This window comes from Pseudomonas sp. TH06 (genome assembly GCF_016651305.1).
Taxonomy (GTDB): Bacteria; Pseudomonadota; Gammaproteobacteria; order Pseudomonadales; family Pseudomonadaceae; genus Aquipseudomonas.
Map to the genome: position 1 here is coordinate 4,159,351 of NZ_JAEKEC010000001.1, position 25,153 is coordinate 4,184,503.

At 60.7% G+C, this 25,153-nt stretch carries 26 protein-coding genes; 4 read left to right on the top strand and 22 right to left on the bottom strand.

Annotated elements, in window-relative coordinates; genetic code table 11:
• Positions 1-232 precede the first annotated feature (232 nt).
• The 10 genes from JFT86_RS18760 to phnD all read right to left on the bottom strand — a co-directional run bounded on the left by JFT86_RS18760 (position 233) and on the right by phnD (position 11,212).
• Positions 233-1,405: a cystathionine gamma-synthase gene (locus JFT86_RS18760; protein ID WP_201237824.1), complete on the bottom strand. Its 1,173-nt coding sequence runs from the start codon at positions 1,403-1,405 to the stop codon at positions 233-235.
• Positions 1,402-2,778 (bottom strand): pyridoxal-phosphate dependent enzyme, encoded by a 1,377-nt coding sequence (locus tag JFT86_RS18765; protein ID WP_201237825.1) that lies wholly within the window; start codon positions 2,776-2,778, stop codon positions 1,402-1,404. The genes JFT86_RS18760 and JFT86_RS18765 overlap by 4 nt, the downstream gene beginning before the upstream one ends.
• A 259-nt stretch (positions 2,779-3,037) precedes the next feature.
• Positions 3,038-3,973 carry a Ppx/GppA family phosphatase gene (locus tag JFT86_RS18770; protein ID WP_201237826.1) on the bottom strand — a complete coding sequence of 312 codons (936 nt, stop codon included), beginning with the start codon at positions 3,971-3,973 and terminating at the stop codon, positions 3,038-3,040.
• 351 nt (positions 3,974-4,324) lie between these two features.
• On the bottom strand, positions 4,325-5,152 hold the full coding sequence (gene phnX / locus JFT86_RS18775; RefSeq protein WP_201232820.1) for a phosphonoacetaldehyde hydrolase: 828 nt from the start codon (positions 5,150-5,152) through the stop codon (positions 4,325-4,327).
• A gap of 75 nt (positions 5,153-5,227) precedes the next feature.
• Positions 5,228-6,097, bottom strand: a complete 870-nt coding sequence (locus tag JFT86_RS18780) for a LysR substrate-binding domain-containing protein (protein WP_201232819.1) — start codon at positions 6,095-6,097, stop codon at positions 5,228-5,230.
• A gap of 10 nt (positions 6,098-6,107) precedes the next feature.
• Positions 6,108-7,403, bottom strand: coding sequence for an MFS transporter (locus JFT86_RS18785; protein WP_201232818.1), 1,296 nt, complete (start codon positions 7,401-7,403; stop codon positions 6,108-6,110).
• 129 nt (positions 7,404-7,532) lie between these two features.
• Positions 7,533-8,624 carry an iron-containing alcohol dehydrogenase PsrA gene (gene psrA / locus JFT86_RS18790; RefSeq protein WP_201232817.1) on the bottom strand — a complete coding sequence of 364 codons (1,092 nt, stop codon included), beginning with the start codon at positions 8,622-8,624 and terminating at the stop codon, positions 7,533-7,535.
• A 112-nt stretch (positions 8,625-8,736) separates the two neighbouring features.
• A complete protein-coding gene (phnE, locus tag JFT86_RS18795) occupies positions 8,737-9,555 on the bottom strand; it encodes a phosphonate ABC transporter, permease protein PhnE (RefSeq protein WP_201232816.1) in 819 nt (272 codons plus the stop codon).
• 2 nt (positions 9,556-9,557) lie between these two features.
• Entirely contained in the window at positions 9,558-10,349 is a 792-nt protein-coding gene (gene phnC / locus JFT86_RS18800; RefSeq protein WP_201232815.1) for a phosphonate ABC transporter ATP-binding protein, read from the bottom strand.
• Positions 10,346-11,212, bottom strand: coding sequence for a phosphonate ABC transporter substrate-binding protein (gene phnD / locus JFT86_RS18805; protein WP_201232814.1), 867 nt, complete (start codon positions 11,210-11,212; stop codon positions 10,346-10,348). Before phnD ends, phnC begins: the two co-directional genes overlap by 4 nt.
• Positions 11,213-11,321: 109 nt before the next feature.
• Here phnD and JFT86_RS18810 point away from each other — a divergent pair, with 109 nt between their 5' ends.
• The 3 genes from JFT86_RS18810 (at position 11,322) to map (ending at position 13,262) form a co-directional block, all read left to right on the top strand.
• Complete coding sequence (locus tag JFT86_RS18810) at positions 11,322-12,179, top strand: LysR substrate-binding domain-containing protein (RefSeq protein WP_201232813.1); 858 nt, start codon at positions 11,322-11,324, stop codon at positions 12,177-12,179.
• Between the two features lie 67 nt (positions 12,180-12,246).
• Positions 12,247-12,474: a ParD-like family protein gene (locus tag JFT86_RS18815; RefSeq protein ID WP_007918027.1), complete on the top strand. Its 228-nt coding sequence runs from the start codon at positions 12,247-12,249 to the stop codon at positions 12,472-12,474.
• On the top strand, positions 12,471-13,262 hold the full coding sequence (gene map / locus JFT86_RS18820; RefSeq protein WP_201237827.1) for a type I methionyl aminopeptidase: 792 nt from the start codon (positions 12,471-12,473) through the stop codon (positions 13,260-13,262). The genes JFT86_RS18815 and map overlap by 4 nt, the downstream gene beginning before the upstream one ends.
• 173 nt (positions 13,263-13,435) lie before the next feature.
• Here map and JFT86_RS18825 read toward each other — a convergent pair whose 3' ends face one another.
• From JFT86_RS18825 to ribBA, 5 genes are all read right to left on the bottom strand, one after another.
• Positions 13,436-14,590, bottom strand: coding sequence for an ABC transporter ATP-binding protein (locus JFT86_RS18825; RefSeq protein WP_201237828.1), 1,155 nt, complete (start codon positions 14,588-14,590; stop codon positions 13,436-13,438).
• Between the two features lie 17 nt (positions 14,591-14,607).
• A complete protein-coding gene (locus tag JFT86_RS18830; protein ID WP_201237829.1) occupies positions 14,608-15,417 on the bottom strand; it encodes an ABC transporter permease in 810 nt (269 codons plus the stop codon).
• A gap of 6 nt (positions 15,418-15,423) precedes the next feature.
• Positions 15,424-16,371 (bottom strand): ABC transporter permease, encoded by a 948-nt coding sequence (locus JFT86_RS18835; protein WP_201238617.1) that lies wholly within the window; start codon positions 16,369-16,371, stop codon positions 15,424-15,426.
• Positions 16,368-17,393: an ABC transporter substrate-binding protein gene (locus JFT86_RS18840; protein WP_129392910.1), complete on the bottom strand. Its 1,026-nt coding sequence runs from the start codon at positions 17,391-17,393 to the stop codon at positions 16,368-16,370. The genes JFT86_RS18835 and JFT86_RS18840 overlap by 4 nt, the downstream gene beginning before the upstream one ends.
• 353 nt (positions 17,394-17,746) lie before the next feature.
• Complete coding sequence (gene ribBA / locus JFT86_RS18845) at positions 17,747-18,856, bottom strand: bifunctional 3,4-dihydroxy-2-butanone-4-phosphate synthase/GTP cyclohydrolase II (RefSeq protein WP_201237830.1); 1,110 nt, start codon at positions 18,854-18,856, stop codon at positions 17,747-17,749.
• 68 nt (positions 18,857-18,924) lie between these two features.
• Between ribBA and JFT86_RS18850 the strand changes: the two genes are divergently transcribed.
• The gene (locus tag JFT86_RS18850) at positions 18,925-19,221 is read left to right on the top strand and encodes a DUF1330 domain-containing protein (RefSeq protein ID WP_201237831.1); all 297 of its coding nucleotides are present in this window, start codon (positions 18,925-18,927) and stop codon (positions 19,219-19,221) included.
• 124 nt (positions 19,222-19,345) lie between these two features.
• On the opposite strand, the gene JFT86_RS18855 is transcribed toward JFT86_RS18850, so the two are convergent.
• The 7 genes from JFT86_RS18855 to JFT86_RS18885 all read right to left on the bottom strand — a co-directional run bounded on the left by JFT86_RS18855 (position 19,346) and on the right by JFT86_RS18885 (position 24,753).
• The gene (locus JFT86_RS18855; protein ID WP_201237832.1) at positions 19,346-19,909 is read right to left on the bottom strand and encodes an NUDIX hydrolase; all 564 of its coding nucleotides are present in this window, start codon (positions 19,907-19,909) and stop codon (positions 19,346-19,348) included.
• A 1-nt stretch (position 19,910) separates the two neighbouring features.
• Positions 19,911-20,663, bottom strand: a complete 753-nt coding sequence (locus JFT86_RS18860; RefSeq protein WP_103305749.1) for a GntR family transcriptional regulator — start codon at positions 20,661-20,663, stop codon at positions 19,911-19,913.
• A 58-nt stretch (positions 20,664-20,721) separates the two neighbouring features.
• Positions 20,722-21,111 carry a carboxymuconolactone decarboxylase family protein gene (locus tag JFT86_RS18865; protein ID WP_027613073.1) on the bottom strand — a complete coding sequence of 130 codons (390 nt, stop codon included), beginning with the start codon at positions 21,109-21,111 and terminating at the stop codon, positions 20,722-20,724.
• A 210-nt stretch (positions 21,112-21,321) separates the two neighbouring features.
• Positions 21,322-21,807, bottom strand: coding sequence for a flavin reductase family protein (locus tag JFT86_RS18870; protein WP_201237833.1), 486 nt, complete (start codon positions 21,805-21,807; stop codon positions 21,322-21,324).
• 12 nt (positions 21,808-21,819) lie between these two features.
• Complete coding sequence (locus JFT86_RS18875; protein WP_201237834.1) at positions 21,820-23,301, bottom strand: aldehyde dehydrogenase; 1,482 nt, start codon at positions 23,299-23,301, stop codon at positions 21,820-21,822.
• Positions 23,298-24,131, bottom strand: a complete 834-nt coding sequence (locus JFT86_RS18880) for an alpha/beta fold hydrolase (protein WP_201237835.1) — start codon at positions 24,129-24,131, stop codon at positions 23,298-23,300. Before JFT86_RS18880 ends, JFT86_RS18875 begins: the two co-directional genes overlap by 4 nt.
• Positions 24,132-24,162: 31 nt before the next feature.
• The gene (locus JFT86_RS18885; protein WP_007917992.1) at positions 24,163-24,753 is read right to left on the bottom strand and encodes an amino acid synthesis family protein; all 591 of its coding nucleotides are present in this window, start codon (positions 24,751-24,753) and stop codon (positions 24,163-24,165) included.
• Positions 24,754-25,153 lie beyond the last annotated feature (400 nt).

The window sequence follows — 25,153 nt, forward strand, 5'->3', positions numbered from 1 at the left end:
GCGCAAGCGGATAGCAAGGGGACGTGGGGCGCGTTCCGAAGGGTACACGGTTAGAAAGATCTCCGCGCTGAGATCCAGCCCTTACGCCGTGTGAAGCAGCCGAGGCCGTACTTTTTCAATTTGGCCCGGTACTGTGAGAAGCCTGATAAACCTTGTAAGCCAGAGACCAGCACTGGCCGCCTACTCGAACAACCAAAGCCCGCAGCGTGCGGGCTTTGTCGTTCCTGCCGGACTAGATTTTCGTCAGCGCATGCGCCAGATCGGCGCGCAGGTCTTCGACGTCTTCGACGCCGACCGACAGCCGCACCAGACCATCGCCGATACCCAGTTTGGCGCGGGTTTCAGGTGGAATGGTCGCGTGGGTCATGATCGCCGGATGCTCGATCAGGCTCTCTACACCGCCGAGGCTTTCGGCCAGGGCGAAGATCTTCACGTTCTCGAGAAAACGCCGCGCGCCGGCCAGATCAGTGTTCAGATCCACGGAAATCATCCCGCCGAAACCGCGCATCTGCCGCTTGGCCAACTCATGCTGCGGATGCGACGCGAGGCCCGGGTAGTAGACGCGTTTGACCTGCGGTTGCTGCTCCAGCCACTGCGCCAGATCCAGCGCGTTGCTGCAATGACGCTCCATGCGCAGCGCCAGGGTTTTCACCCCACGCAAGGTCAGAAACGCATCGAACGGCCCGGAAATCGCGCCGACGGCGTTTTGCAAAAAGCCCAGGCGCTCGGCCAGTTCGGCGTTCTGCCCGACCACGGCAATACCGCCGATGACGTCGGAGTGCCCGTTGAGATATTTAGTGGTCGAGTGCAGCACGATGTCGAAACCCAGCTCCAGCGGACGCTGGATGTACGGGCTGGCGAAAGTGTTGTCGGCCACGCTGATGATCCCGCGTGCACGGCAGATGCGCGCAATCGCGGCCAGATCGGACAGGCTCAGCAGCGGGTTGGTCGGCGACTCGACGATGACCAGGCGCGTGTCGTCCTGCAGTGCCGCTTCGAATGCCGACAGGTCAGTCAGGTCGACGTAGCTGAAACGATGCCCGGCGCTACGTTGGCGGACCTTGTCGAACAGGCGGAACGTGCCGCCGTACAGGTCATTGCCGGAGATGATGTGCGAACCGGCATCGATCAGTTCAAGGACGGTGGAAATCGTCGCCAGCCCGGACGCGAAAGCAAACGCCTGGGTGCCACCTTCCAGATCGGCCACGCAGCGTTCCAGAGCAAAACGCGTCGGGTTGTGCGAGCGGCCGTAGTCGAAGCCCTTGTGCACGCCGGGGCTGTCTTGCAGGTACGTCGAGTTGGCATAGATCGGCGGCATCAGCGCGCCGGTGGTCGGATCAGGTTCCTGCCCGGCATGGATCACCCGGGTCGCGAAGCCTTGGGAGTTCTTGTCGTGCTGACTCATGCGAGGGATCTCCGTAATTGGTTGAGCATGTCGGTGCGGGTGATCAGGCCATGGAAAGCCGCCGCGTCGGCGATGATGGCGACGAGGCCACGGCTGAGTACCGCTTCCAGTTCGGCAAGGCTGGCGCCGGGCGCGAGCGTCTGTAATTTGTCGGTCATGACACTGGAAACCGATTGGCTGAAGCGTGCGGCGTCCTCATGTACGGCCAGCAGAATGTCCGATTCATCGATCACGCCGACCAGGGTTTTGCCTTCGACCAGCACCGGCAGTTGCGAGACATCGGCCAGACGCATGCGCTGGAACGCGGTCAGCAGGGTGTCGTCGGGGCCGACGCTGATGACGCGACCGTCCTCGAAACGGCGGGCGATCAGGTCGCGCAAGTCGCCATAACCCTTGCGTTGCAACAGGCCCTGATCGGTCATCCACTGGTCGTTGTAGACCTTCGACAAGTAGCGAGTGCCGGTGTCGCAGACAAAGCTGACGACGCGTTTCGGTTCGGTCTGTTCGCGGCAGTAACGCAGCGCAGCGGCGAGCAGGGTGCCGGTGGACGAGCCGCCGAGAATGCCTTCGGCCTTGAGCAACTGGCGGGCGTGATCGAAGCTTTCCTCATCGCTGATCGAATAGGCGTGGCGCACGCTGGAGAGGTCGGTGATCGATGGAATGAAATCCTCACCGATGCCTTCCACGGCCCATGAACCGGGTGTCGGCAGTGAGCCGTCGCGGCTGTATTGAGCCATGACCGAACCGACGGGGTCGGCCAGAACCATTTCCAGATCCGGCTGCACACGCTTGAAGAAGCGACTCAGGCCGGTCAGCGTACCGGCCGAACCGACGCCGACGACGATGGCGTCGAGGTCATGCTCGGTCTGCGCCCAGATTTCCGGGGCGGTGCTGCATTCATGGGCCAACGGGTTGGCCGGGTTGTTGAACTGGTCGGCGAAGAAGGCGCCGGGAATGTCTTTCGCCAAGCGCGCGGCGACGTCCTGGTAATACTCGGGATGGCCCTTGCCGACATCGGAGCGGGTGATGTGCACCTCGGCGCCCATGGCTTTCAAGTGCAGGACTTTTTCCGTGGACATTTTGTCCGGTACCACCAGTACCACGCGATAGCCTTTGGCGCGGCCGACCAATGCCAGGCCCAGACCGGTATTACCGGCCGTGGCTTCGACGATGGTGCCGCCGGGTTTGAGGCGACCGTCGCGTTCAGCCGCATCGATCATCGCCAGACCGATACGGTCCTTGATGGAACCGCCGGGGTTTTGCGATTCAAGCTTGAGAAACAGAGTACACAGGCCGGTATCGAAGCGGGTCACTTGTACCAGCGGCGTATTGCCGATCAGCCCAAGTACGGCAGGGCGTGATTCCTTTGACATTTCTTCACCTCTTTGTGGTGTTGATCGCGTTCCATTCGCGGGGAAAAGCTCGCGTGCAACATAGGCTCAGACAGGGGGCCGTCGCAACCTTTAGTCGGCCGCAAATACTGCCATTTCGATCTAACGATAGAACGAAAACCATGAGGAGGAGGGAGGCATTTATCGGCTTTTACAGGAAGGCGTCATTGAGGTTTGAAAGGGCGTCCTCGCTATCAGGAAAGCCTTGATTAGCGAGTGATTCTGCTGCAGTGCGCAAAGGTCAGTGGTTGCTCATCAGCCCATGCAGAACGCCGAGGCGCAATCCCGGCTCGGAGGGCACCATCTGCGAGATGCCGAACACTTTGAATGCCGCCAGCATCAACACCAGTCCGCCGGGCAGGATGCTCTGGCGATGCGGTTGCAGGCCGGCGAGCTTCAACTGCTGGACGTTGCTGACCTTCAGCAACAGCAACGAAAGACGCAACAGGCCAGCGTAGGTAATACCGTCCTGAGCGAAGTCGTTGAGCCGATTGGCCTTGAGCACTTTGGCGAGCATGCGCGCGGTGCCGGAAGAGCCAATGGTCTGCTGCCAGCCCTGTGCGCGATAACGTCGGGCGACTTTCTCGAATTGCAGGATGGCCACGCGCTCGGCTTCTTGCAGGGCGCCGGGGGAGATGCGTCCGTCCGGGAAGTAACGCGCACCGAGTGTACCGCTGCCGATGGCAATGCTTTCGGTGAGCAACGGTTGTGAACCCTGGCCGAGGATCAGTTCGGTGGAGCCGCCGCCGATGTCGACCACCAGGCGCATGTCTTCGGCACTCGGCAGGGCATGAGCGACACCGGCATACACCAGGCGTGCTTCTTCATGGCCGGAAATGACGTCGATGCGAAAGCCCAGATGCCGCTCGGCACTGGCCAGAAACAATTTCGAGTTATCCGCCTCACGCACCGCGCTGGTGGCCACCGCCCGCACCCGGCCGGCCTCGAAGCCGCGCAGTTTCTTGCCGAACCGCGCCAGTGCCTGCCAGCCGCGATCCAGCGCCATCTCGTCCAGCGCGCCACCGTCAAAGCCCTCGGCCAGACGAACCGGCTCGCGCAAGGTTTTGACTTCCTGAATCATGAAGCCCTTTCGACTGCGTACCGACTGGCCGATCATCATCCGGAACGCATTGGAGCCCAGGTCGATGGCGGCGAACAGCGAGGCGTCTTCTTTCATCGGGAATCCTTGCAGAATCTTCCGCCTCAAGGCTCAAGACGGTTTGCGAGGATTCTGCCGTGACCTTGATGACATCCTGATGACGGCACGGGGGCGGTTCAATGAATTTGCCGCTGTCATGACACTGTCATTTTCCGGTGTCTACACTTCGGTCAATACATCGCGTGTTCTTAAAGTTTTTGCTGCCATTTTTGGCAGCTTTTTTTTGCCCGAAATTTAGCCCCCCGGATCTCTGGCCAAACAAAACCCCTGTAGGAGCTGCCGCAGGCTGCGATCTTTTGACCCTTTAAAAACAAGATCAAAAGATCGCAGCCTTCGGCAGCTCCTACAGGGGGGAGTCGGGGATTAGACTCAGCTGGCTTGCGGGGTTTCGCCGCGGGCGAGGCGGGCGTTGATGTCGTCGATCACTTCAGGCAACTGGGCAATGGTGTCGATCAGGTAGTGCGGGCGCGAAGGGGCGAACATCTTGCCGATCCGTGCGCGCTCTTCGGCCAGTCGATCCGACGGCAACGCCTGATATTGCTCGTAGGTCAGGCCCAAGGCGTTACCGGAGCAGGTCAGTGCCACCGTCCACATGCCTGCGCTGCGACCTTCGAGAATCCCGGGCCAGGTGTCGTCGACCTTGACGCACGCGGCGACGTCACTGATGCCCAGGGCAATCACGTTGGCCAGCGACTGCGCCGGATAAGGGCGACCATTGGGCACTTCGTCGGTGGCCACAACATGATCGGCGACATAGCCGTTTTCCCGCGCCAGCTCGACAACCTTGGCCATCACCACCGCCGGATAACCGGAGCACGAACCGATCTTCAAACCCTTCTCGCGCAATGCGTCAATGGCATTGAGCGCACCGGGGATCAACGCGGAATGCAGGGCGATTTTCTCAATCTGCAGCGGCATGAAACGCTCGTAAATAGCGCTGACGTCCAAGTCAGTCGGCAAGCGGTCGAACGCGGCTCGGTAACGTTCGGCAATCTGCGGCAGGTTGCACAGGGTGCGGATGTGATCCCATTTGCCCATGCCCATCGGCCCGCGCGCTTCCTCCAGCGAAACGGCCACGCCGAACTCGGCAAAGGCTTCGACAAAAATCTGCGTTGGCGCAAACGAGCCGAAATCGACAACGGTGCCAGCCCAGTCGAGGATGGCGGCTTGCAGGTGAGTCGGTTGCTGATATTGCATGGTCAATCTCCGTTTTCGGGTAAGCGGGGGCCGTCCCTCGGCAATGAGGCAGGCCGTTTCAAGGGGCAGTGCTGATCAGGTCAGCGCTGGATTGGAATCAAACAGTTCGGCAATCAGCGGTCGGTTCCGGCGAATGCCGAGGCAGCACAGGTGGTATTCGATGAAAAACGGGTGATCGACAAAGGTGATCGGCACGGTGCCCGGGGTTTCGGCGTACTCGACGGCCGAGACAAATCCGATACCGATGCCTTTGACGATCGCGTGCACGATGGCCTCGCGGCTGTTCAGTTGCATGACGCAGTTGAGTGCCAGGTCGAGGCGTTTGCAGCTTTCTTCCACCAGTTGCCGGGTGCGCGCACTGGTTTCACGCAGTACCCATTTTTCGCCACTGATTTCGTTGATGTGGACCTGCGACTGAGCGGCCCATGGATGGTCGTCGCGCACCACCGCGATGATCGGGTAGCGGTGATACAGCCGCGTGTGGAAGCGCTCGTCGAATTCCGACAGCGCCAGAATCGCCACGTCGATGTCGAAATTGAACAGCCGCGCCAGGGTCTCCTTTTCTGAGGAAAACGATGTTTCCAGTTCGATGTCCGGGTGCCGTTGCATCAGCTCGTAAGTCAGGTTCATCGCAATCGGCGGCGACACCGCGCCGAGGCGCAACATGCCGTTTTTGCGCTGCTTGAAACTTTGCAGCAGTTGCACCGCTTCATCCTCCTGACCGAACAGGCCCTGAGTGATTGCGAACAGCTTGTGCCCGGCGGCACTCATCTCGATATAGCGACCACGGCGATGGAACAGCTCGACCGAGAAGGTTTTCTCCAGCGCGTTGACCTGCTCGCTGACCGTCGGCTGACCGACGCTGAGAAACTCGGCGGCGAGGGTGAAACTGCCGGTCTTGGCCACGGCATGAAAGGAACGCAACCACTTGTGGTACTGATACATGCAAGCCCCGTCAGCGTCGGATGAACAATGCCACCGCCGCACTGCACACGCAGGCACTGGTGACCACTATGAAGATGAGAGACGTATTTGCCGTGGAGTCAAGCAAGCGGCCAATCATTGGCTCGGCCAGCCCGGCGAACAGATAGGACGAGAAGTTCATGATCCCGGTCGCGGTGCCGGCACGTTTGGCGCCGACCAGATCCGGGCACAGCGCCCAGAAACTCGAGGCCGGGCCGTAGACGAAGAAGCCGCAAAGGAACAATGCCACCAGGCCGATTGCACTGTGCGGCGGCAGGCTCCACATCCACAGACTGGTCGCAGCGCCGAGGAGCATGTAGAGCATGATTGCCAGATAGCGCTTGGAACCGAACAGCTTGTCCGATACCCAGCCATTGCTCAGCGCGCCGACGGCCATGCCGACGGGGAGGGCAACGGTGATCCACTTCGGATCGACCATGCTGTCGCCGCTTTTCCAGTTGGCGCCGAGAAAATGCACCGGCACCCAGACGATCAAACCGTAGCGGGCGGCGTTCTGAAAGCCGAGTGATAGCGCGGCGATCAGCAGGCGAGGATTCTTCAGCACCGCTTTGTAGCGTTGTGCCGACGACTCGACCTGGCCATGGCTGGCTTCCTGATGTTTGTCATCAGCATTGGCCACGCCGGTGTCGGTCAATGGCTCGAAACCCAGATCCTGCGGCCGTTCGCGGGCCACCAGATAGAAAATGATCCCGCCAGCGAGCATCAGCAGCACCGGCAAACGGAAGATCCAGCGCCATTCCAGTTGCAGCACTTCCAGCACGACGATGGAGGTGACGTACGACAGAATCGACGCGCAACCGGCAGCAAACGTATAGAAACCGTAGACCTTGCCGCGCTCACCCGCCGCCCACCAGTTGGAAATCAACCGACTGCCCGGGGCCCAGCCCAACGCCTGAAAGTAGCCATTGACGCCCCACGGCAGAATCAGACTGGTGAAACCGCCGGCAAAACTGGTCACCCAGTTGGCGCCGCAGGACAACACCGCGCCGAGGGTCATGATGCGCCGGCCACCGAATTTGTCGGCGAGGTTGCCGTTGATCGCCTGGCCAATGGCGTAGGCCCAGAGCATCGCGGCAGACGCCCAGCCGAGGGTTTCCTTGCTCAGGCCGAACTCGGCCTGAATTCCCGGAATGGCAAAACCGAAAGTCTGTCGCCCGGTGTAGAAAAACAGGTAACAGAACATCGCCGCCAGCAGCATGCGCCACTGGGCGACCCGGAACGAGGCAGAGCGTACGGCTAGATCAGGCATGGTTTGGGCACGATTCATGATCTTTTCCTTATTGTTGTGGAATCCCGCCGGTTGTCGTCGGCGGGTGCACTCTTTTTCGGTGCGGCAGGAAATCACCGCAGCTTGACGCTGCAGGTGGTGCTTGGGTTGATCGGGTGTCGCCAGGCGTCAGGCGGCTTGGGAACCGATGAAGTTCTTGCCGCGTGCGCCCTGCATCGCAAGATGAATGATGTCTTCGGCATCCTTGGCGCAGACGCCGTAGTCGGCAAACTCGGTCTTCACTCCGAGCAGGTGGAGAAACTCGCGCAACTGCTGCTGGGCCTTGGCCAGGTCTGTGCCGAAGACGCGTTGCAACGTGCGATCACGGGTGGCGTCATGTCCCCAGGCCAGACCCAGCACCAACGGCAGAGTGAAGGAGCAGGCGATGCCGTGGGGCAAACCGTGGCGCAAGGTCATCTCGTAGGAAATCGAATGCGCCAGCGCGGTTTTGGTGTTGGAAAACGCCAGCCCGGCCTTGAGCGCAGCCAGCGCCATGCGCGTGCGCAGTTCCTGGCTGGACAAGTCCTGCTGCAGTGGCGGCAAGCATTCGAGAATGTCTTCGATCGCCGAGATCGCGAAGGTGTCGGAGACCGGGTTGGCGTTGACGTTCCAGATCGCTTCCAGGGCGTGCGACAGTGCATCGAGCCCGGTGGAAACGGTGACGCTGGCCGGTACGGTGAGCATCAGTTGCGGGTCGATGATCGCCACGCGCGGCCAGGTGCAATCCAGGTGCAGCGAGTATTTCTTCTGGCTGGCGCTGTCCCAAATGGTCGCCCATGGCGTGACTTCACTGCCGGTGCCGGCGGTGGTTGGCGCGGCGATCAGTTGCTTGCAGCGCGCCGGGGTAAACGACTTTCCGCTCGCCAGCAGAGCCAGCAGCTCATCGAAGTGCCCGGACTCGGTGCCGACGATCAACGCCTTGGCGGTGTCGATGGCGCTGCCACCACCGACGGCAAGCACCACGTCGCATTCGCCGGCGTGCTGCCAGAACTGCTCGTAAGTGCTGCGCAGATGGGCGACGTCAGGGTTCGGTTGAACCTCTTCGAAGATGTAGACCAGGCGATCACCGAGCAAGGCTTGCAGGCGATCCACCAGGCCCAGCCCGCGGGCTTCGGGGAAGGTGACGAGGGCGACGGTCTGCTGCTCGGTAATGGCGGCGAGTTCTTGCAGGCTGCCCCAGCCGAAACGGGTATCGACGGGGTTCTGGAAGCGGGCAGTCATGGTCATTCCTTCTTGTTGTTGTCGTTGGTGGCGCCATACTCGGCGCCCGTCGACAACGGCTCAAATCGATAATTCGCAGGTTTGAATCGGCTCAGCCGATAACGGCTCGGCGTCAGTGCGCCGAACCGCTCTGGATCGCCGCGCGCAGTCGGCTGGAGATTGCGTCGGCGACGATTACCATGAAGGTGATGACGATGATGCAGGTCGCGGTTTCCTGATATTTGAACAGCTTGAGACTGCTCACCAACTCGAATCCCAAGCCGCCGGCACCGACCATCCCAAGTACGGTGGCCGAGCGCAGGTTGACCTCGAAGCGGTACAGAATCACCGCAATCCACGCCGTGATCACCTGCGGCAGAACGCCAAATACGATCACTTGCAACGGTCGCGCCCCGGTCGCTTGCAGCGCTTCAATCGGGCCTTGATCGATCTCTTCGATGCTCTCGGCGAAGAACTTGCCGAGCATGCCCAGACCATGCAGCGCCAGCGCCAGCACACCGGGAAACGGACCGAGGCCGACGGCCGAGACGAAGATCAGGGCGAGGATCAGTTCGTTGATGCTGCGGGTGAAGTTCAGCGCCTGACGCGTGGTGTGAAACACCCAGCGATTGCGGCTCAAGTTGCGCGCCGCGAGAAACGACAGCGGAATCGCCAGCAACACGCCGAGCAGGGTGCCCCAAATGGCGATCTGCAGGGTTTCGATGGCCGGTGCCACCAGACGCGGCAGAATGCTCAGATCGGGTGGAAAGGTGCGCGAGAGAAAATCCCCAATCTGCGGCAATCCCGCCGCCAGTTCGCCGAGGCTCAGTTGCGCGCCCTGGGCACTCCAGTTCAGCGTCCACAGCACGATCAGGACGATGCCGGCGGTGGTCAGCCAACTGCGCGGGCCACGGGGACGGTCGCCGACCCACTGATAGTTTTGCGCTTGCATGCTCAGGCCCTCGAGGCGGTTCGATAGGTCAGGGTGGGCGTCGGCACGTCTGCGCAGGCTTGCGCTGATTGTCCCGGGTAGATTCGCGCCAGATCGGCTTCGGTCATGCTTGAGGCTTTGCCATCGAACACCAGACTGCCATGGGCGAGGCCGACCACGCGGTCGCCAAACTCGCGGGCGTATTCGACCTGATGCAGATTGCACAGTACGGTGATGCCTAGCTCGCGAGTGGCATCGCGCAGGTACTGCAAGACCAGTCGCGCGGTTTTCGGGTCGAGGCTGGCGATCGGTTCATCGGCCAGAATCACCTGCGGTCGTTGCGTCAAGGCGCGGGCAATGCCGACGCGCTGCTTCTGCCCGCCAGACAATGAATCGGTGCGCTCGCTGGCCTTGTGCGCCAGTTCGACGCGTTCCAGGCACTGCATTGCCAGCGCCACATCGTCACGCCGGAACAGTTGCAAAATCGAAGTGAGCGTACCGACGGAGCCGAGGCGACCGGTCAGCACATTCTTCAGCACGCTCAGGCGCGGCACGACGTTGTGGTGCTGAAAGATCATCGCCACTTCGCGACGCAAAACCGTGGTGTCAGGGCAGGCGAGTGCATCGATGCCCGCCACGTTGAGCGTGCCACTGTCGGCCCGGGCCAGACGATTGATGCAACGCAGCAAGGTCGATTTACCGGCGCCCGACTGCCCGAGCACAACGACGAATTCGCCGGCAGCGACTTCAAGGTCAATGCCACGTAATACCGGGTTGCTGCCGTAGTGTTTGGTCAGTTGGCGGATGCTGATCATTTCATGCTCCGCAAATCCAGATCGAGGACCTTGGCGGTTTCGCGCACCACGTCATAAGACGCGTCGGTGGTCGGCTGGAAGCCATTGAGCACGCCCTGATCGCCCCAGGGCACATCCTTGATCGAGGCGAGGGCCGCTGCGACTTTCTGCTTCAGTTCCGGATCGAGCGCCTTGCGCCAGACCATTGGCGACTCGGGAATCGGCTTCGAACTCCAGACCACCTCGAAGTCATCCTGCTTCACCACGTTCTTGGCCACGGCGCTGGCGAAGATGCGGTCGGCCACTGCGGCGGCATCGACCTTTTTATTCTCGACCGCGAGGATGCTGGCGTCGTGGGATCCGGAGAAAATCACCCGTTTGAACAGCGTGTCCGGGGCAAAACCGGCCTGCTCAAGACCGGCCTTGGGGAACAGATGTCCGGACGCCGAGCTTGGATCGACGAAGGCGAACGTGCGGCCCTTGAGGTCGGCAAGGGTGTGAATGCCGCTGTCCTTGCGCGCCAGAATCACGCTTTTGTAAGCACTCTGTCCGGTCTTCTTGGTGACTGCCACGGAGAACGCTTCGACATCCGCCACCGAGGTTGCCAACACATAGGAGAACGGCCCGAGATAGGCGACGTCGAGTTTGCCCGAGCGCAGCGCTTCGATGATGCCGTTGTAGTCGGTAGCCACGAACGGCACCACCGGCATGCCGATCTGGCTTTGCAGGGCGTCGAGCACTTGCTTGCTCGATTCGATCATCGCCTGGGAGTCTTCGGACGGAATCAGGCCAATGGTCAGTTTGTCTTTGGCCCAGACCTGGCTGGCGCTCAGGGCAAGAGCGGTGAGGCTGGCGGCACGCAGAAACTGTTTGATTGTTTTCATGGCATTCCACGGTGTGGTTGGGAGTTGCCACAGGCTAGGGCTGTCACGTGACAGTCATTCAATCAATTCAATATGCGAAACAGCAGCTAACTATTGATGGAGTCTATGGATGTCCAGCGCCAAACTTCGCGCCTTTCTCGCCGTCGCTCGCCATGGCAGTTTCAGCGCCGGTGCCAGAGCCACGGGCTTGAGCCAGCCGACCTTGACCACCCAGGTGCAAAGCCTGGAGCGCCAACACAATGTCGAACTGTTCCATCGGCGCGGGCGGCGCATTGAACTGTCCGACGTCGGACGGCAGTTGCTGCCGATCGCCCAGCGTATCGCCTTGCTGGAACTGGAGGCGCACAACTTGCTGCGTGATTCCGGACGACTCGACAGCGGCCAGCTCAAGGTCGGCGCGGTGGGGCCGTTTCATGTAATCGAAATGGTCGACAGTTACCTGCAACAGCATCCGAACATCGACGTGTCGATTCGCGTCGGCAACTCGGCGCAGGTGTTGTCGGACCTGGAAAACTACGTGACCGACATCGCCGTGCTGGCCGGGCGTCAGGATGATCCGGCGCTGTGTGCGGTAAGTTATGCGCGGCACGCGATCATTCTGTTCGCGCATCATGAGCATCCGCTGGCCAATCGTGGCAGCGTGCGGATCGAAGAGCTGGAAGGGCAACGGCTGCTGCAACGCGAGCCCGGTTCGACCACGCGGCTGGTGCTGGAGCAGGCGCTGAATGCGGCGCAGGTCAAACCGCGCATCGCCATGGAGATCGGCAGCCGCGAGGCCTTGCGTGAAGCGGTGGTGCGCGGGCTGGGATTGGGCGTGGTCTCGGAGGCGGAGTTCATTGCCGACCCGAACATCCGCACGATCCGCATTGAGGGCGAAGAACTTTTTACCGAGACCTATTTGTACTGTCTGGCCGAGCGGCGCTCCAGTCGGCTCATCTCGTCGTTTTTCGATGCGGCGCTTGCCTGAGGATTTGCAATTTTCCACAGGGCTTGGCTAATATACGATCCATATACACATCGTATCGGATTCATATATGGGCATCGTAAAGATTTCAGAGGACATGCACGAGAACCTGCGTATCTCCAGCAACGCCCTCAGCCGCTCGATCAACGCGCAGGCCGAGCACTGGATGCGCATCGGCATGCTCGCCGAGCTGCATCCCAACCTCGACCACAGCGCCATTTGCCGCTTGCTGATCCGCGCCGAACAGAACGGCGGGCTGGATCTGCAACAACTGACTCAGGAAGCCGTCAGCGCATGAGAAACCAGATCAAGATCAACACCCCGGCCGACATCGCACAATCGCGCGCTGCCGGTAAACTCGCTGCCGAAGTGCTGGCGATGCTGGTGCCGCACGTCAAGGCTGGCGTGACCACCGATGAACTGGATCGGTTGTGCAACGACTACATCGTCAATGTGCAAAAAGCCGTGCCGGCCAACGTCGGTTATCACGGCTTCCCGAAAACGGTCTGTGCGTCGGTCAACGATGCGGTGTGCCACGGCATTCCATCGGGCACGCCGTTGAAGGATGGCGACATCGTCAACCTCGACATCGCGGTGATCAAGGACGGCTGGTTCGGTGACACCAGCCGCATGTACGTGGTCGGTGAGGCAACACCTGAGGCGCAACACCTGATCAAGACCACCTACGAGGCGATGTGCGCGGGTATTCGTGTGGTCAAGCCCGGCGCGACGTTGGGCGATATCGGCCACGCGATCCAGACGCTGGCGGAGAAGGAGGGCTTCAGCGTGGTGCGCGAGTATTGCGGCCACGGCATCGGTAAGGTCTATCACGATGAGCCGCAGATTCTGCATTACGGCTTTCCGAACCAAGGCATGAAGCTCAAGGCCGGGATGATTTTTACCGTGGAGCCGATGCTCAATGCCGGCAAGCGTCATGTGAAAAACATGCCCGATGGCTGGACCGTGCTGACCAAGGACGGCTCGCTGTCGGCGCAGTGGGAGCATATGGTCGCGGTGACGGAGACCGGTTTCGAAATCCTCACGGCGTGGCCCGACGAAATCGAGGGTTTTACCCCGATCACCTGAAAAAAAAGAGCCACCGCAGCCCGACGCTGGAGTGACTCGAGGGGGACACACGGTCCAATTGTAGGAGTGAGCCTGCTCGCGATAACGGTCTATCAGTCACATCGTTGTCGTCTGACACACCGTCATCGCGAGCAGGCTCACTCCTACAGGGATTTTGTGATGCCAGGGAAGTTTTAGTGAGCACCGGCAGCTTTGTTGAGGTCGCCTTCGGTCCATTCGGTGTAGACGCAGGCGTCAGCAGTGGCCCAGCGCACTCGCACCGGATCGCCGGCCTTGAGCGGCATGCCGGCGGCGGACAATGCCTTCACCGTCATCGACGTCCCGCCCGAAGTCACCACGCTGCAGGTCTGGCTCTCACCAAGGAACAGCACTTCCACAACCTTCGCTGAAACTTCGTTCCAACCCGACGGCAACGGTTCGCTGAGCGCTTGTGCCACGCTCAACGCCAAGGCCTTTTCCGGCCGCACCATCAGCAACACATCCTGCTCGGTGTGCAAGCCCGCCGTCAGCCGAATCGACAACGGCTGCCCTTCAAAACTCGCCGCTGCATTGCCCTGCGCCTTGAGCTTGAGGAAGTTCGAATTCCCCAGAAAAGAGGCGACAAACGCATTCGGCGGATTCTGATAAAGGTCATATCCGCTGCCCAGACCAACAATCTTGCCGTGACTGAAAATCGCGATGCGCTGGGACAAACGCATGGCTTCTTCCTGATCGTGGGTCACGTAAACGATGGTGATGCCCAGGCGCCGATGCAGTTGGCGCAGTTCGTCCTGCAAATCTTCCCGCAGCTTTTTATCCAGCGCACCGAGCGGTTCGTCCATCAACAGAATGCGTGGTTCGTAAACCAGCGCCCGGGCAATGGCGACACGCTGCTGCTGACCACCAGACAGTTGCGAAGGGCGGCGATGAGCGAACTGTTCCAGTTGCACCAGTTTCAACATCGCATCGACGCGCTTGTCACGTTCGGCAGCGGCGAGTTTGCGAATCGCCAAGGGAAAGGCGATGTTGTCGCGCACCGACAAATGCGGGAACAGCGAATAACGCTGGAACACCATGCCGATGTCGCGTTTGTGCGGCGGCACGTTCACCAGCGACTGACCGTTGACGAGGATCTCGCCGCTGCTCGGTGTTTCAAACCCGGCGAGCATCGACAGCGTGGTGCTTTTGCCCGAGCCGCTGGAGCCGAGGAAGGTCAGGAACTCGCCGTCCTTGATGTCCAGCGAGATGTTGTCGACGGCGGCAAAGTCGCCGTAGTGCTTGTTCAGGTTGCGCAGGCTGACCAGGGGTTTGTCGTTCTGCTGGGATGCGTCTTTGATCACGGCACTCATGTCGTACTCCTGGGCGCTCAGGCGCGGATTTCGTTGCGCCGGCGCAGCGCGGCGGCGATGACCATGACCAACACCGACAGGCCGATCAGCAGCGTCGAAGCGACGGCGATCACCGGTGTCAGGTCCTGGCGCAGGGTGGTCCACATTTTCACGGGAAGGGTTTGCAGGGTCGGGCTGGCCATCATCACGCTGAGCACCACTTCGTCCCACGAAACCAGAAAGGCGAAGAGGGCGCCGGCGACCATGCCCGGACGGATCGCCGGGAACGTCACCTTGAACACGGCTTGCAGGCGCGACGCACCGCAGATCACCGCGGCGTCTTCAATCGACTGATCGAACAGCTTCAGCGAGTTGATGATCGAGATGATGGTGAACGGCAGCGCGACGATCACATGGCTGACAACGAAGGCGAACATCGTCCCGGTATAACCGAGCTTGAGAAACAGCGCGTACACCGCCACGGCGATGATCACCAGCGGCACGATCATCGGCAGGGTGAACAGGCCGTAGAGCATTTCCCGGCCGGGAAAGCGTCCGCGCACCAGCGCAAACGCGGTCGGCAAACCGAGGGCCACGGCGAAAATCGTGGTCAGCACGGCGACCTTGAGGCTCGCCGCAGCCGCGTTCATCCAGTCGGGGTTGGAGAAGAACTGGCCGTACCATTTCAGCGTCCAGCCTGGCGGCGGAAACACCAGCCACTGCGACGAACCGAACGACAGCAGCACGATGAACACGATCGGCAACAGCAGGAACAGACCGATCAGCCCGGTGGTGGCGTAGAGGCCGAAACGCATGCGCCGGCTCATCGCATTGGGAGTCAGGAGCATGTCGGCTTACCTCGCGTTACTGGCGCCAACCGGGGATTCCGGCTGAAGCTTCAGGTAGAAGTAGAACAGCACCAAAGTGATCGCGATCAGCAACGCAGCGCCGGCACTCGCCAGGCCCCAGTTGAGGAACGATTGCACCTGCTGAATGATGAATTCCGGCAGCATCATGTTCTGCGCGCCGCCGAGCAGCGCCGGGGTCACGTAGTAACCGAGCGACATCACGAACACCATCAAACCACCGGAGGCCAGACCCGGCCGGCACAGCGGCAGAAACACCCGGAAGAAGTTGGTCCACGGACTGGCGCCGCAAATCGAACCGGCCTGCAGAATCATCGGGTCGATGGCCTGCATCGTCGCCTGCAACGGCAGCACGATGAACGGGATCATGATGTAGCTCATGCCGATCACCACACCGGTCAGGTTATGCACCATTTCCAGCGGCTGATCGATGATGCCCAGCGCCATCAAGGCCTTGTTGATCACGCCCGATGCTTGCAGCAGCACCAGCCATGAATAGGTGCGGGCGAGCAGGCTGGTCCACATCGACAGCAGCACGATGTTGAGGATCCAGCGACCCCAGCCACGCGGCACCAGGGTGATCGCCCAGGCCAGCGGAAAGCCCAGCAGCAGGCTGAACAGCGTCACCAGCCCGGCCACCGAAAAGGTGTTGAGCAACACCCGGGCATAGGCCGAGTTGGCAAACAGCTGTTCGTAGTTGCCAAGGCCCGGCACCGGTTCAAGCACGCCGCGCAACAGCAGACCAATCAACGGCGCGAGAAAAAACAGGCCGATGAACAACAGCGCCGGAACGAGGTTGCCGGCGCCGCGCCAGCGTTGTCTGAGGGACGGGGCCTGCTGCATCGCAACCGCCTGTGTTCCGTGGGCCGAACCGGCAGCGCTGGTCGCGCTCCCGGTGGCAGTGGAGGGGCGGGACGCGGTGGCCGCCATTTTCATTTGACCAGCCATTCGTTCCACCGTGTCGCGATGGCCTGGCCGTTTTTGGCCCAGTACGCGAAATCAAGAGTGATCTGATCCTTAGCGTAGGCAGTCGGCAGGTTGGGGGCCAGCGTCGAATCCAGACGCTCCACACTGTCGAGGTTGACCGGGGCGTAGGCGGTCAGGTTGGAGAAGTCGGCCTGGCCTTTGGCACTGCTGGCGCTGGCCAGGAACTTCATCGCCGCGTCCTTGTTTTTCGAACCTTTGGGGATGACCAGAATATCGGCCATGACCAGGTTCTGCTTCCAGCTCACGCCAACCGGAGCGCCGTCTTCTTGCAGGGCATGAATGCGACCGTTCCAGAACTGGCCCATGCTCGCTTCGCCGGACGCCAGCAGTTGCTGCGACTGCGCGCCGCCGCCCCACCAGACGATGTCTTTCTTGATGGTGTCGAGTTTCTTGAAGGCGCGATCCAGATCCAGCGGGTAGAGCTTGTCGGCCGGTACGCCGTCGGCCAGCAGCGCCAGTTCGAGCACGCCGGGGCTTGGCCATTTATACAGGGCGCGTTTGCCAGGATAGGTCTTGGTGTCGAACAGGGCGCTCCAGTCCTGCGGCTTGTTGGCGCCGAGCTTGCCCTCGTTGTAGCCGAGGACGAAGGAGAAGAAGAACGAGCCGACGCCGTAATCGCTGACGAAACGCGGGTCGATCTTGTCGCGCTGGATGGTCTTGAAATCGAGGGGTTCGAGCAGGCCTTCAGCAGCAGCGCGCAGGGCGAAATCGGCTTCGACATCGACCACGTCCCATTGCACGTTGCCGCTCTCGACCATGGCTTTGAGTTTGCCGTAGTCGGTCGGGCCGTCCTGCACGACAGTGATGCCGCTGGCCTTGCTGAATGGATCGGCCCAGGCCTGTTTCTGCGCATCCTGGGTGCTTCCGCCCCAGCTGACAAAATTCACGCTCTCGGCAGCCATCGCGGCCTGGCCGGTAACGCTGAGCAGTCCCGCAAAAAAGATTGCGGTTGCAGCTTTGTTCAACACCATTTTTACGCCCTCATTGTTGTGTTTTTGAGCGGGCTTGCGTTGTTGCCCGCCTGACGGGAGCAGTAGATGGACGTCCTTTGGAGTGTCCGGTCTATGGAATATCATATTATGGTATTCCAAACTTTGTGCAAGCACTTTGCCTTACCGGTTATCTGGCGAACGCGTTTTTTGGCTTTCACCGAAAATGTGCAGTGGATGAAACTGTGGCGAGGGGATTTATCCCCGTTGGGCTGCGGAGCAGCCCTGAAAGCAGAAAATGCGATATTCGTGGCGGATCGCTTTCGCAGGATTAGGGGCCGCTACGCTGCCCAACGGGGATAAATCCCCTCGCCACAGGGGATCACTGGTAACGGTTATTCGGTGTACGGGATGCTCTCGACCACTTCCAGGTCATAGCCGGTCAGTCCGGCGTACTTCAGCGGCGGGCCCAGATGGCGCAACTTGCCAACCCCAAGGTTCTGCAGAATCTGCGCCCCGGTACCGACCTCCGAATAAATCCGCGATTGCGAACGGCTGAATTGCCGTGGCGGCTGGGTCAATTGCGGTACCCGCTCCAGCAACGCCTGCGACGATTCATGATTGGCCAGCACTACGACAACCCCATGACCTTCAGCCGCGACCCGTTGCAGCGCGGCCCACAGCGTCCAGTTCGTCGGCCCGCTGTACTCGGCGCCGACCAGATCACGCAGCGGATCAATCACATGCACGCGCACCAGCGTCGGTTCTTCGCGGCGCAGATCGCCCATGACCATGGCCATGTGCACACCGCCCTCGATACGGTCTTCAAAAGTGATCAACCGAAACGTGCCATGCACCGTCGGCAGTTCGCGCTCGCCGATCCGTTCGATGGTGTGTTCAGTGCTCAGCCGGTAGTGGATCAGGTCGGCAATGGTGCCGATCTTGATCCCGTGCTGGCGGGCAAACACTTCCAGGTCTGGGCGACGGGCCATGGTGCCGTCGTCGTTCATCACTTCGACGATGACCGAGGCGGGGGTGAAACCGGCCAAACGGGCCAGATCGCAACCCGCTTCGGTATGGCCGGCGCGAGTCAGCACGCCACCTTCCTTGGCACGCAACGGAAAGATATGGCCCGGCTGAACCAGGTCTTCGGCGCGGGCATCTTTGGCTACGGCGGCGGCAACCGTGCAGGCGCGATCGGCAGCGGATATTCCGGTGGTCACGCCAACCGCTGCTTCAATCGACACCGTGAACGCAGTGCTGAACACGCTGCCGTTGCTCGGCACCATTTGCTCCAGACCCAAACGCTGGCAATGTTCGTCGGTCAGCGTCAGACAGATCAGCCCTCGCGCTTCACGCGCCATGAAACTGATCGCCTCGGGCGTACAGCAATCGGCGGCCAGCAGCAGGTCGCCCTCGTTTTCGCGATCTTCGTCATCGACCAGCAGAACCATTTTGCCGAGGCGATAATCTTCGATGATTTCTTCGATGCTGTTGAAGGCCATGCTGGACTCTCAGGGTTTGTTGGAAATATATTGGTATACCATAATACAAAATCAACAAAGAGGTCACTATGAAGGCGTACTGGATTGCTCACGTGGATATAGCCGATGCCGATCACTACAGCCAATACACCCAGCGTGCGCCGGCGGCCTTCGCCGCGTTCGGTGCAAAGTTTCTGGCGAGAGGCGGGCGCAGCGAGGCGATGGAAGGGCGCGAGACGCCGCAACGCAGTGTGGTGATCGAGTTCGAGAGCTATGAAAAAGCCGTGGCGTGCTACCACTCGGCGGCATACCAGGAGGCGAAAAGTTACCGCGAGGAATGGGCAAAGGCAGAAATCATCATCGTCGAAGGCATCGCCCCTAACTAACAGACACCGCAGAACACCTGTAGGAGTGAGCCTGCTAGCGATAGCGTTTCATCAGTCAACATCATCACGACTGACACACCGCTATCGCGAGCAGGCTCACTCCTACAAAGAGCGGACTGCGTTTTCAGCGGATAAAGTGGATCTTGCCGCTGTCATCGTTGCCCATGTAGATCCCGTAAACCCCGGCCTGGCGTTCCTCGATGTAGCGCTCGAGAATCTGCCGGATCGCCGGGTAATAGATCTGCTCCCACGGGATGTCTTCAGGGGCGAAAAATTTATAGTCGAGCGTTTCCGGCCCGTACTGCCCGGTGATCTCCAGCGCGATGGCGCGGAAGATGATGTACACCTCGCTGATCTTCGGCACGCTGAAGATCGAATACGGCGAGAGAATTTCCGCACGCACGCCGCTTTCTTCCCAGACTTCACGCAGCGCCGCCTGCTCGGTGGTCTCGCCGCTTTCCATGAAGCCTGCCGGTAACGTCCAGGTGCCCGGGCGCGGCGGGATCGCCCGTTGGCACAAGAGGTATTTGCCATTCTGCTCGATGATGCAGCCGGCAATAATCTTCGGATTGACGTAGTGGATGTAGCCGCAGCCGCGGCACATCAGGCGCTCGTGCGTATCGCCCGCCGGTATCTGCTGACCGAGGTCAGGGCCACCGCATTTCGGGCAATAGCTCGGGCTGAACATATCAGTGACCTATACGGGGTTCTTTCAAGGCGATCGGCAGGGTGATCGGCGGGGTAGCTCCGGTCTCTTCCTGCTTGCGCTTGAGGTAATCGAGGGCCACCGCAGCGGCCGCACGAACGTGATCAACACAGGCCTGATGCGCCGCCAGCGGATCACCGCTCTTGATCGCCGCGACCATTTTTTCCATTTCCTGATTACTCGCGCCGCGACGGTTTTCCTGGGAAACCGACGTCGCGCGCAAGTAGCTGATGCGTGCCTGCAACTGCCGCAACTGAGTCGCCGCGACATGGTTGCCCGAACCTTCCAGCAGCACGTCGTAGAAGCCCTGCACCGAGTCGATCACCTGTTGCAGTTCGCCGTCCTTGAGAGCCTTGCGGTTCTCGTCGAGGGCTTTTTCCAGGGCTTTGATGTCCTTGGCCTTGGCGCGCAGGGTAAACAGTTGAACGATCAGGCCTTCGAGTACGCAACGCAGTTCATAGATATCGACGGCATCGGCGAGGGTGATGATCGCCACGCGCGGACCTTTGGCATCGGCGAATTCCACCAGACCTTCGGATTCAAGGTGACGCAAGGCTTCGCGCACCGACGTGCGGCTGACGCCCAGGCGATCACACAGATCGCGCTCGACCAGACGATCGCCCGGCATGAGCTGGAAATTCATGATCGCGCTACGCAGTTTATCCAGCACGATTTCGCGCAGGGTAACGGGGTTGCGATTGACCTTGAAGCTGTCGTCGAGTGGCTGGCGTTTCATGGGGTCCGCTCTTTACTGTGGCTGTCCTTGCCAGACGGGCATCAAAACAGCCGAGGGGTTAACTGGAGGCCTCGGCGTCGGCTTCGGCGAAGGCTTCACGGGCGAGCCGGAAACTGTCCACGGCCGCCGGGACGCCGCAATAAATGCCGACCTGAAGCAGAATTTCGCGTATTTGCTCACGACTCAGGCCGTTACGCAAGGCGCCGCGCACATGCAGCTTGAGTTCGTGCGGGCGGTTGAGCGCCGAGATCATTGCCAGGTTGATCATGCTGCGCTCCTTGAGCGACAAGCCTTCGCGGCCCCAGACATGACCCCAGCAGTATTCGGTGACCATTTCCTGTAGCGGACGGGTGAAGTCGTCGGCGTTGTCGATCGAGCGCTGGACGTACGCTTCACCCAAGACCTGCGTGCGGATCTTCAGGCCCTTTTCATACTTTTCGTTACTCATCATTCCTCCTCACAACGCATATCCACCTGTTGGAATGAAACCTGTGGTGAGGGGATTTATCCCCGACGGGGTGCGAAGCAGCCCCAACACCTGCAACCGCGATTTACCAGACATTCCGCGTGCAATGGTTTTACGACTGCTTCGCAGCCGGTCGGGGATAAATCCCCTCACCACAATGGGCAGTTCCACAGTGGGATCTGTGTGAATCTGTCAGGCCAGGGTCGGCAGGGGGCCGAGTTTGCCTTTGTGGTAGATCATCGGCGTCACCGGTTGCGCCGGCAGAATCAGGTTTTTCACCGCGCCAACAATAATCGCGTGATCACCACCGTCGTATTCCCGCCACAGCTCACACTCGATGATCGCCGTGGCTTTGGCGAGGATCGGGTTACCGAGTTCGCTCAGATGCCAGGCGATGTCCTTGGCCTTGTCCTTGCCTTTACCGGCAAACGCATAGGCCTCGGCGGTCTGGTCGGCGGAGAGCAAATGGATCGCGAATTTCTTGCTGTCGCGCAGGACCGGGTAGGTGTCGGAAGCATAGTTGGGGCAGAACAACACCAGCGCCGGGTCAATCGACAGCGCGCTGAAAGCACTGGCGGTGATGCCGACGATGCCGCCATCCGGGTCAAGCGTCGTGACCACCGTGACGCCGGACGGGAACGAGCTCATGACGTCTTTGTAAATGCCGGGTTCGATCATTTCTCAGGACTCCTAGCGCATCACAAACGGATCAGGCATCGGCGCCTGAGAAAGGTTGATCCACACCGTTTTCAGTTCGGTGTAGGCCAGCACCGAATCGATGCCGCTTTCGCGTCCATAGCCACTGTTCTTGAAGCCGCCGATCGGTGCCATCGCCGACACCGCACGGTAGGTGTTGACCCAGATGATCCCTGAACGCACATCCCGGGCGAGGCGATGGGCGCGACCGAGATCGCGGGTCCAGATGCCGGCCGCTAGGCCGAACTGTGAGTCGTTGGCGATGGCCAGCGCTTCGGCTTCATCTTTAAAGCGAATCACCGACGCCACCGGGCCGAAGACTTCTTCCTGCATGATCTTCATCGAATTGCGGTCGCATTCGAACAGCGTTGGCTCGTAGAACCAGCCTGCGCCGAGATTTTCCGGGCGCTTGCCGCCCGTACGCAAACGCGCACCTTCAGCGATGGCATCCGCCACCAGACCTTCGACCACCGCCAGTTGCTGCGCGGTCGCCATCGGGCCCATCTCACTGTTGTCTTCCTGCGGGTTGCCGATGCGAATGCGTTGGGCGCGTTCGACCAGCCGATTGACGAACTCGTCGTAGATTTCGTCCTGCACCAGCAAGCGCGAACCCGACACACAGCTCTGACCTGACGCCGCGTAGATCCCGGCAATCGCGCCGTTGATCGCGCTGTCGAGATCGGCGTCGGCGAAGATGATGTTCGGCGACTTGCCACCCAGTTCCAGCGACAGCTTGGCGAAGTTCTCGGCACTGCTGCGCACCACATGCCGCGCCGTCGCCGCGCCGCCAGTAAAGGCGATCTTGCGGATCAGCGGATGGCGGGTGAGGGCGGCGCCAGTGCTCGGGCCGTAACCGGTGACAACGTTGACCACGCCCGGCGGAATCCCGGCTTCGAGGGCCAGACGTGCCAGTTCGAGAATCGTCGCCGAAGCGTGTTCGGACGGCTTGATCACAATCGTATTGCCGGCGGCGAGGGCCGGGGCGAGTTTGATTGCGGTCAGGTACAACGGGCTGTTCCACGGAATGATCGCGGCGACCACGCCCATCGCTTCGTGCACGGTGTAGGCAAACAGGTCAGGCTTGTCCAGCGGCAGGGTGCCGCCTTCGAGCTTGTCGGCAAGGCCGGCGGTGTAGTGGAAAAACTCCGGCAGATAACCGACCTGACCGCGGGTTTCGCGGATCAGCTTGCCGTTGTCGCGGCTTTCCAGCTGCGCCAGTTGTTCCTTGTTCTCGGCGATCAGGTCGCCGAGACGGCGAAGCAATTTGCCGCGCGCGGTGGCGGTCAGACCGCGCCAGGCCGGGCTGTCGAACGCGGTTTGTGCCGATTGCACGGCGCGTTCGACGTCGGCTTCATCGGCGTCTGGCAGTTCGGCCCAGGCTTGCGCGGAGGCCGGGTTGAGGCTTTCGAAAGTCTTGCCGGAGAGGGCGTCGACCCATTCTCCGCCGATGCACATCTGGAAGCGTGCGAGTGTCATGCAACGATCCCCTTTATATGGTTTTGTCGGGAGTGTGCGAATTGGAGAAATTCCAGCAACGTCTGGTTGACCAGACGCGGCGACTCTACAGGCATCATATGCCGTTGCTCGGGCAGCACGGCAACCTTCGCGCCGGGGATGCACCGGGCCAGTTGCTCGGCCATTTCCGGGGTCGAACCCGGGTCGAGTTCGCCGGTGGCGATCAGCGTCGGCGCCTGAATGCTGCCCAGGTCGTCGGCGCGGTACATGTCTTGTGTGGCGAACAGTTCGTAGGTGGTCAGATAACCCTGCGGATCATTGCCGGCGAGGGTCTGACGGATCGCGGCGATCTGCGCCGGATTGGCCGCCTGATACTCGCGGCTGAACCAGCGTGACAGCGCCGCTTCGGCGTTGGCGTCCGGGCCATGTTCGGCCGCTTGCGCGGTGCGAGCGATGACCCCGGCACGCTGTTCTTCGCTGCGGTTGAACACGCTGTTCAACACCACCAGGCTTTGCAGGCGCTGCGGGTAGTGCAGGGCAAACGCCCGTGCGACCAGACCGCCCATGGAGAAACCGATCACCGCTGCCTGCGGCAGACTCAAGTGATCAAGCAACTCCAGCAATTGATCGGCATACCCGAGCAAGTCGGTGCCGCTGGCCGGTCGCGGGCTGGCGCCATGGCCGAGCATGTCGTAGGCGATCACTTGGTACTGGGTCGACAGGCCAACGATCTGGCCGCCCCACATTTCTTTGTTCAGGCCCACGCCGTGGATCAAGACCACGGGCTGGCCTTGGCCGGTCGCCAGGTAACTGGTGCCAGCCGGGGTGAGTTCAGCGGTGAGCCGAATCATGGAGCGCTCCTGCAATGCCTTTTTATTGTGATTACTGGGCTTTTTCGGCGGCCAGTTCTTCCAGATCGATGTAGCGGTTGCCGATGCGCGGGTGCAGACGACCACCGTCGGCGCAACCCAGCACCACGACGATTTCGTCGGCACGCGGCGCGTCTTCGATCTGCATTTCCAGGGTGATGTAGTGCGAACGCTGACCTTCGTCGTCCTTGTGCATCATCGGGATCTGGATCGACGTGCCTGGACCACCACGCTTGTTGGTGAAACTCAGGTAGCTCTTGGCGTTGACGGCTTCGCGGTAGTGGTTGCCGAAGCGCAGGGTGTGGATCACGGCGGAAGCGTGTTCGATCTCGCCATCAGCGCCGACCACGGCGGCTTTGCCGTAGGCCTCGATCTTCTCGGCACCGCCGATGATGCCGACCAGACGCTCGACCATCAGTGCACCGAGATCAGAGCAGTTGGCGCGGATCTGCGGCTTGAGGTCTTCAACGAAACCGTTGCCCACCCACGGGTTTTTCATCACCACGGCGAGACCGACCATGGTCACTGGCTTGTCGGTGGCCTTGCCGCCTTCGATGAAGGTCTCTTCGACATAGCTGACGATCTTGCGAATTTCGAAACTCATGAGCTGCTCCGTTGGGGGATTGAGAGTGTCTGTGCGTCTGATGGTATACCATAATACCGATCGTGCAAGTCCCCCTCGCAACATTTGCCGCATCACTCCGGCGAATGGTCATGCATTCAAATCCCAAAGCCCGCCGATCCCCTGTAGGAGTGAGCCTGCTCGCGATAGCGGTGTATCAGGTAAGAATTCATTGACTGACACACCGCTATCGCGAGCAGGCTCACTCCTACAGGGGGGAAACTCATCGGCAAGGTGGTTAACAAAAGATAACGTGGCGCCGATTGTCAGACGTTTCTAAAGCCCGATAGGATGAGCCAGCTTCCGAAGTGGCTCTGGATTGCGGGTTTCAGGACTATGCTTCTGAACAGCCATCACTGGAGCACACTTGCGGCGCCCTTGA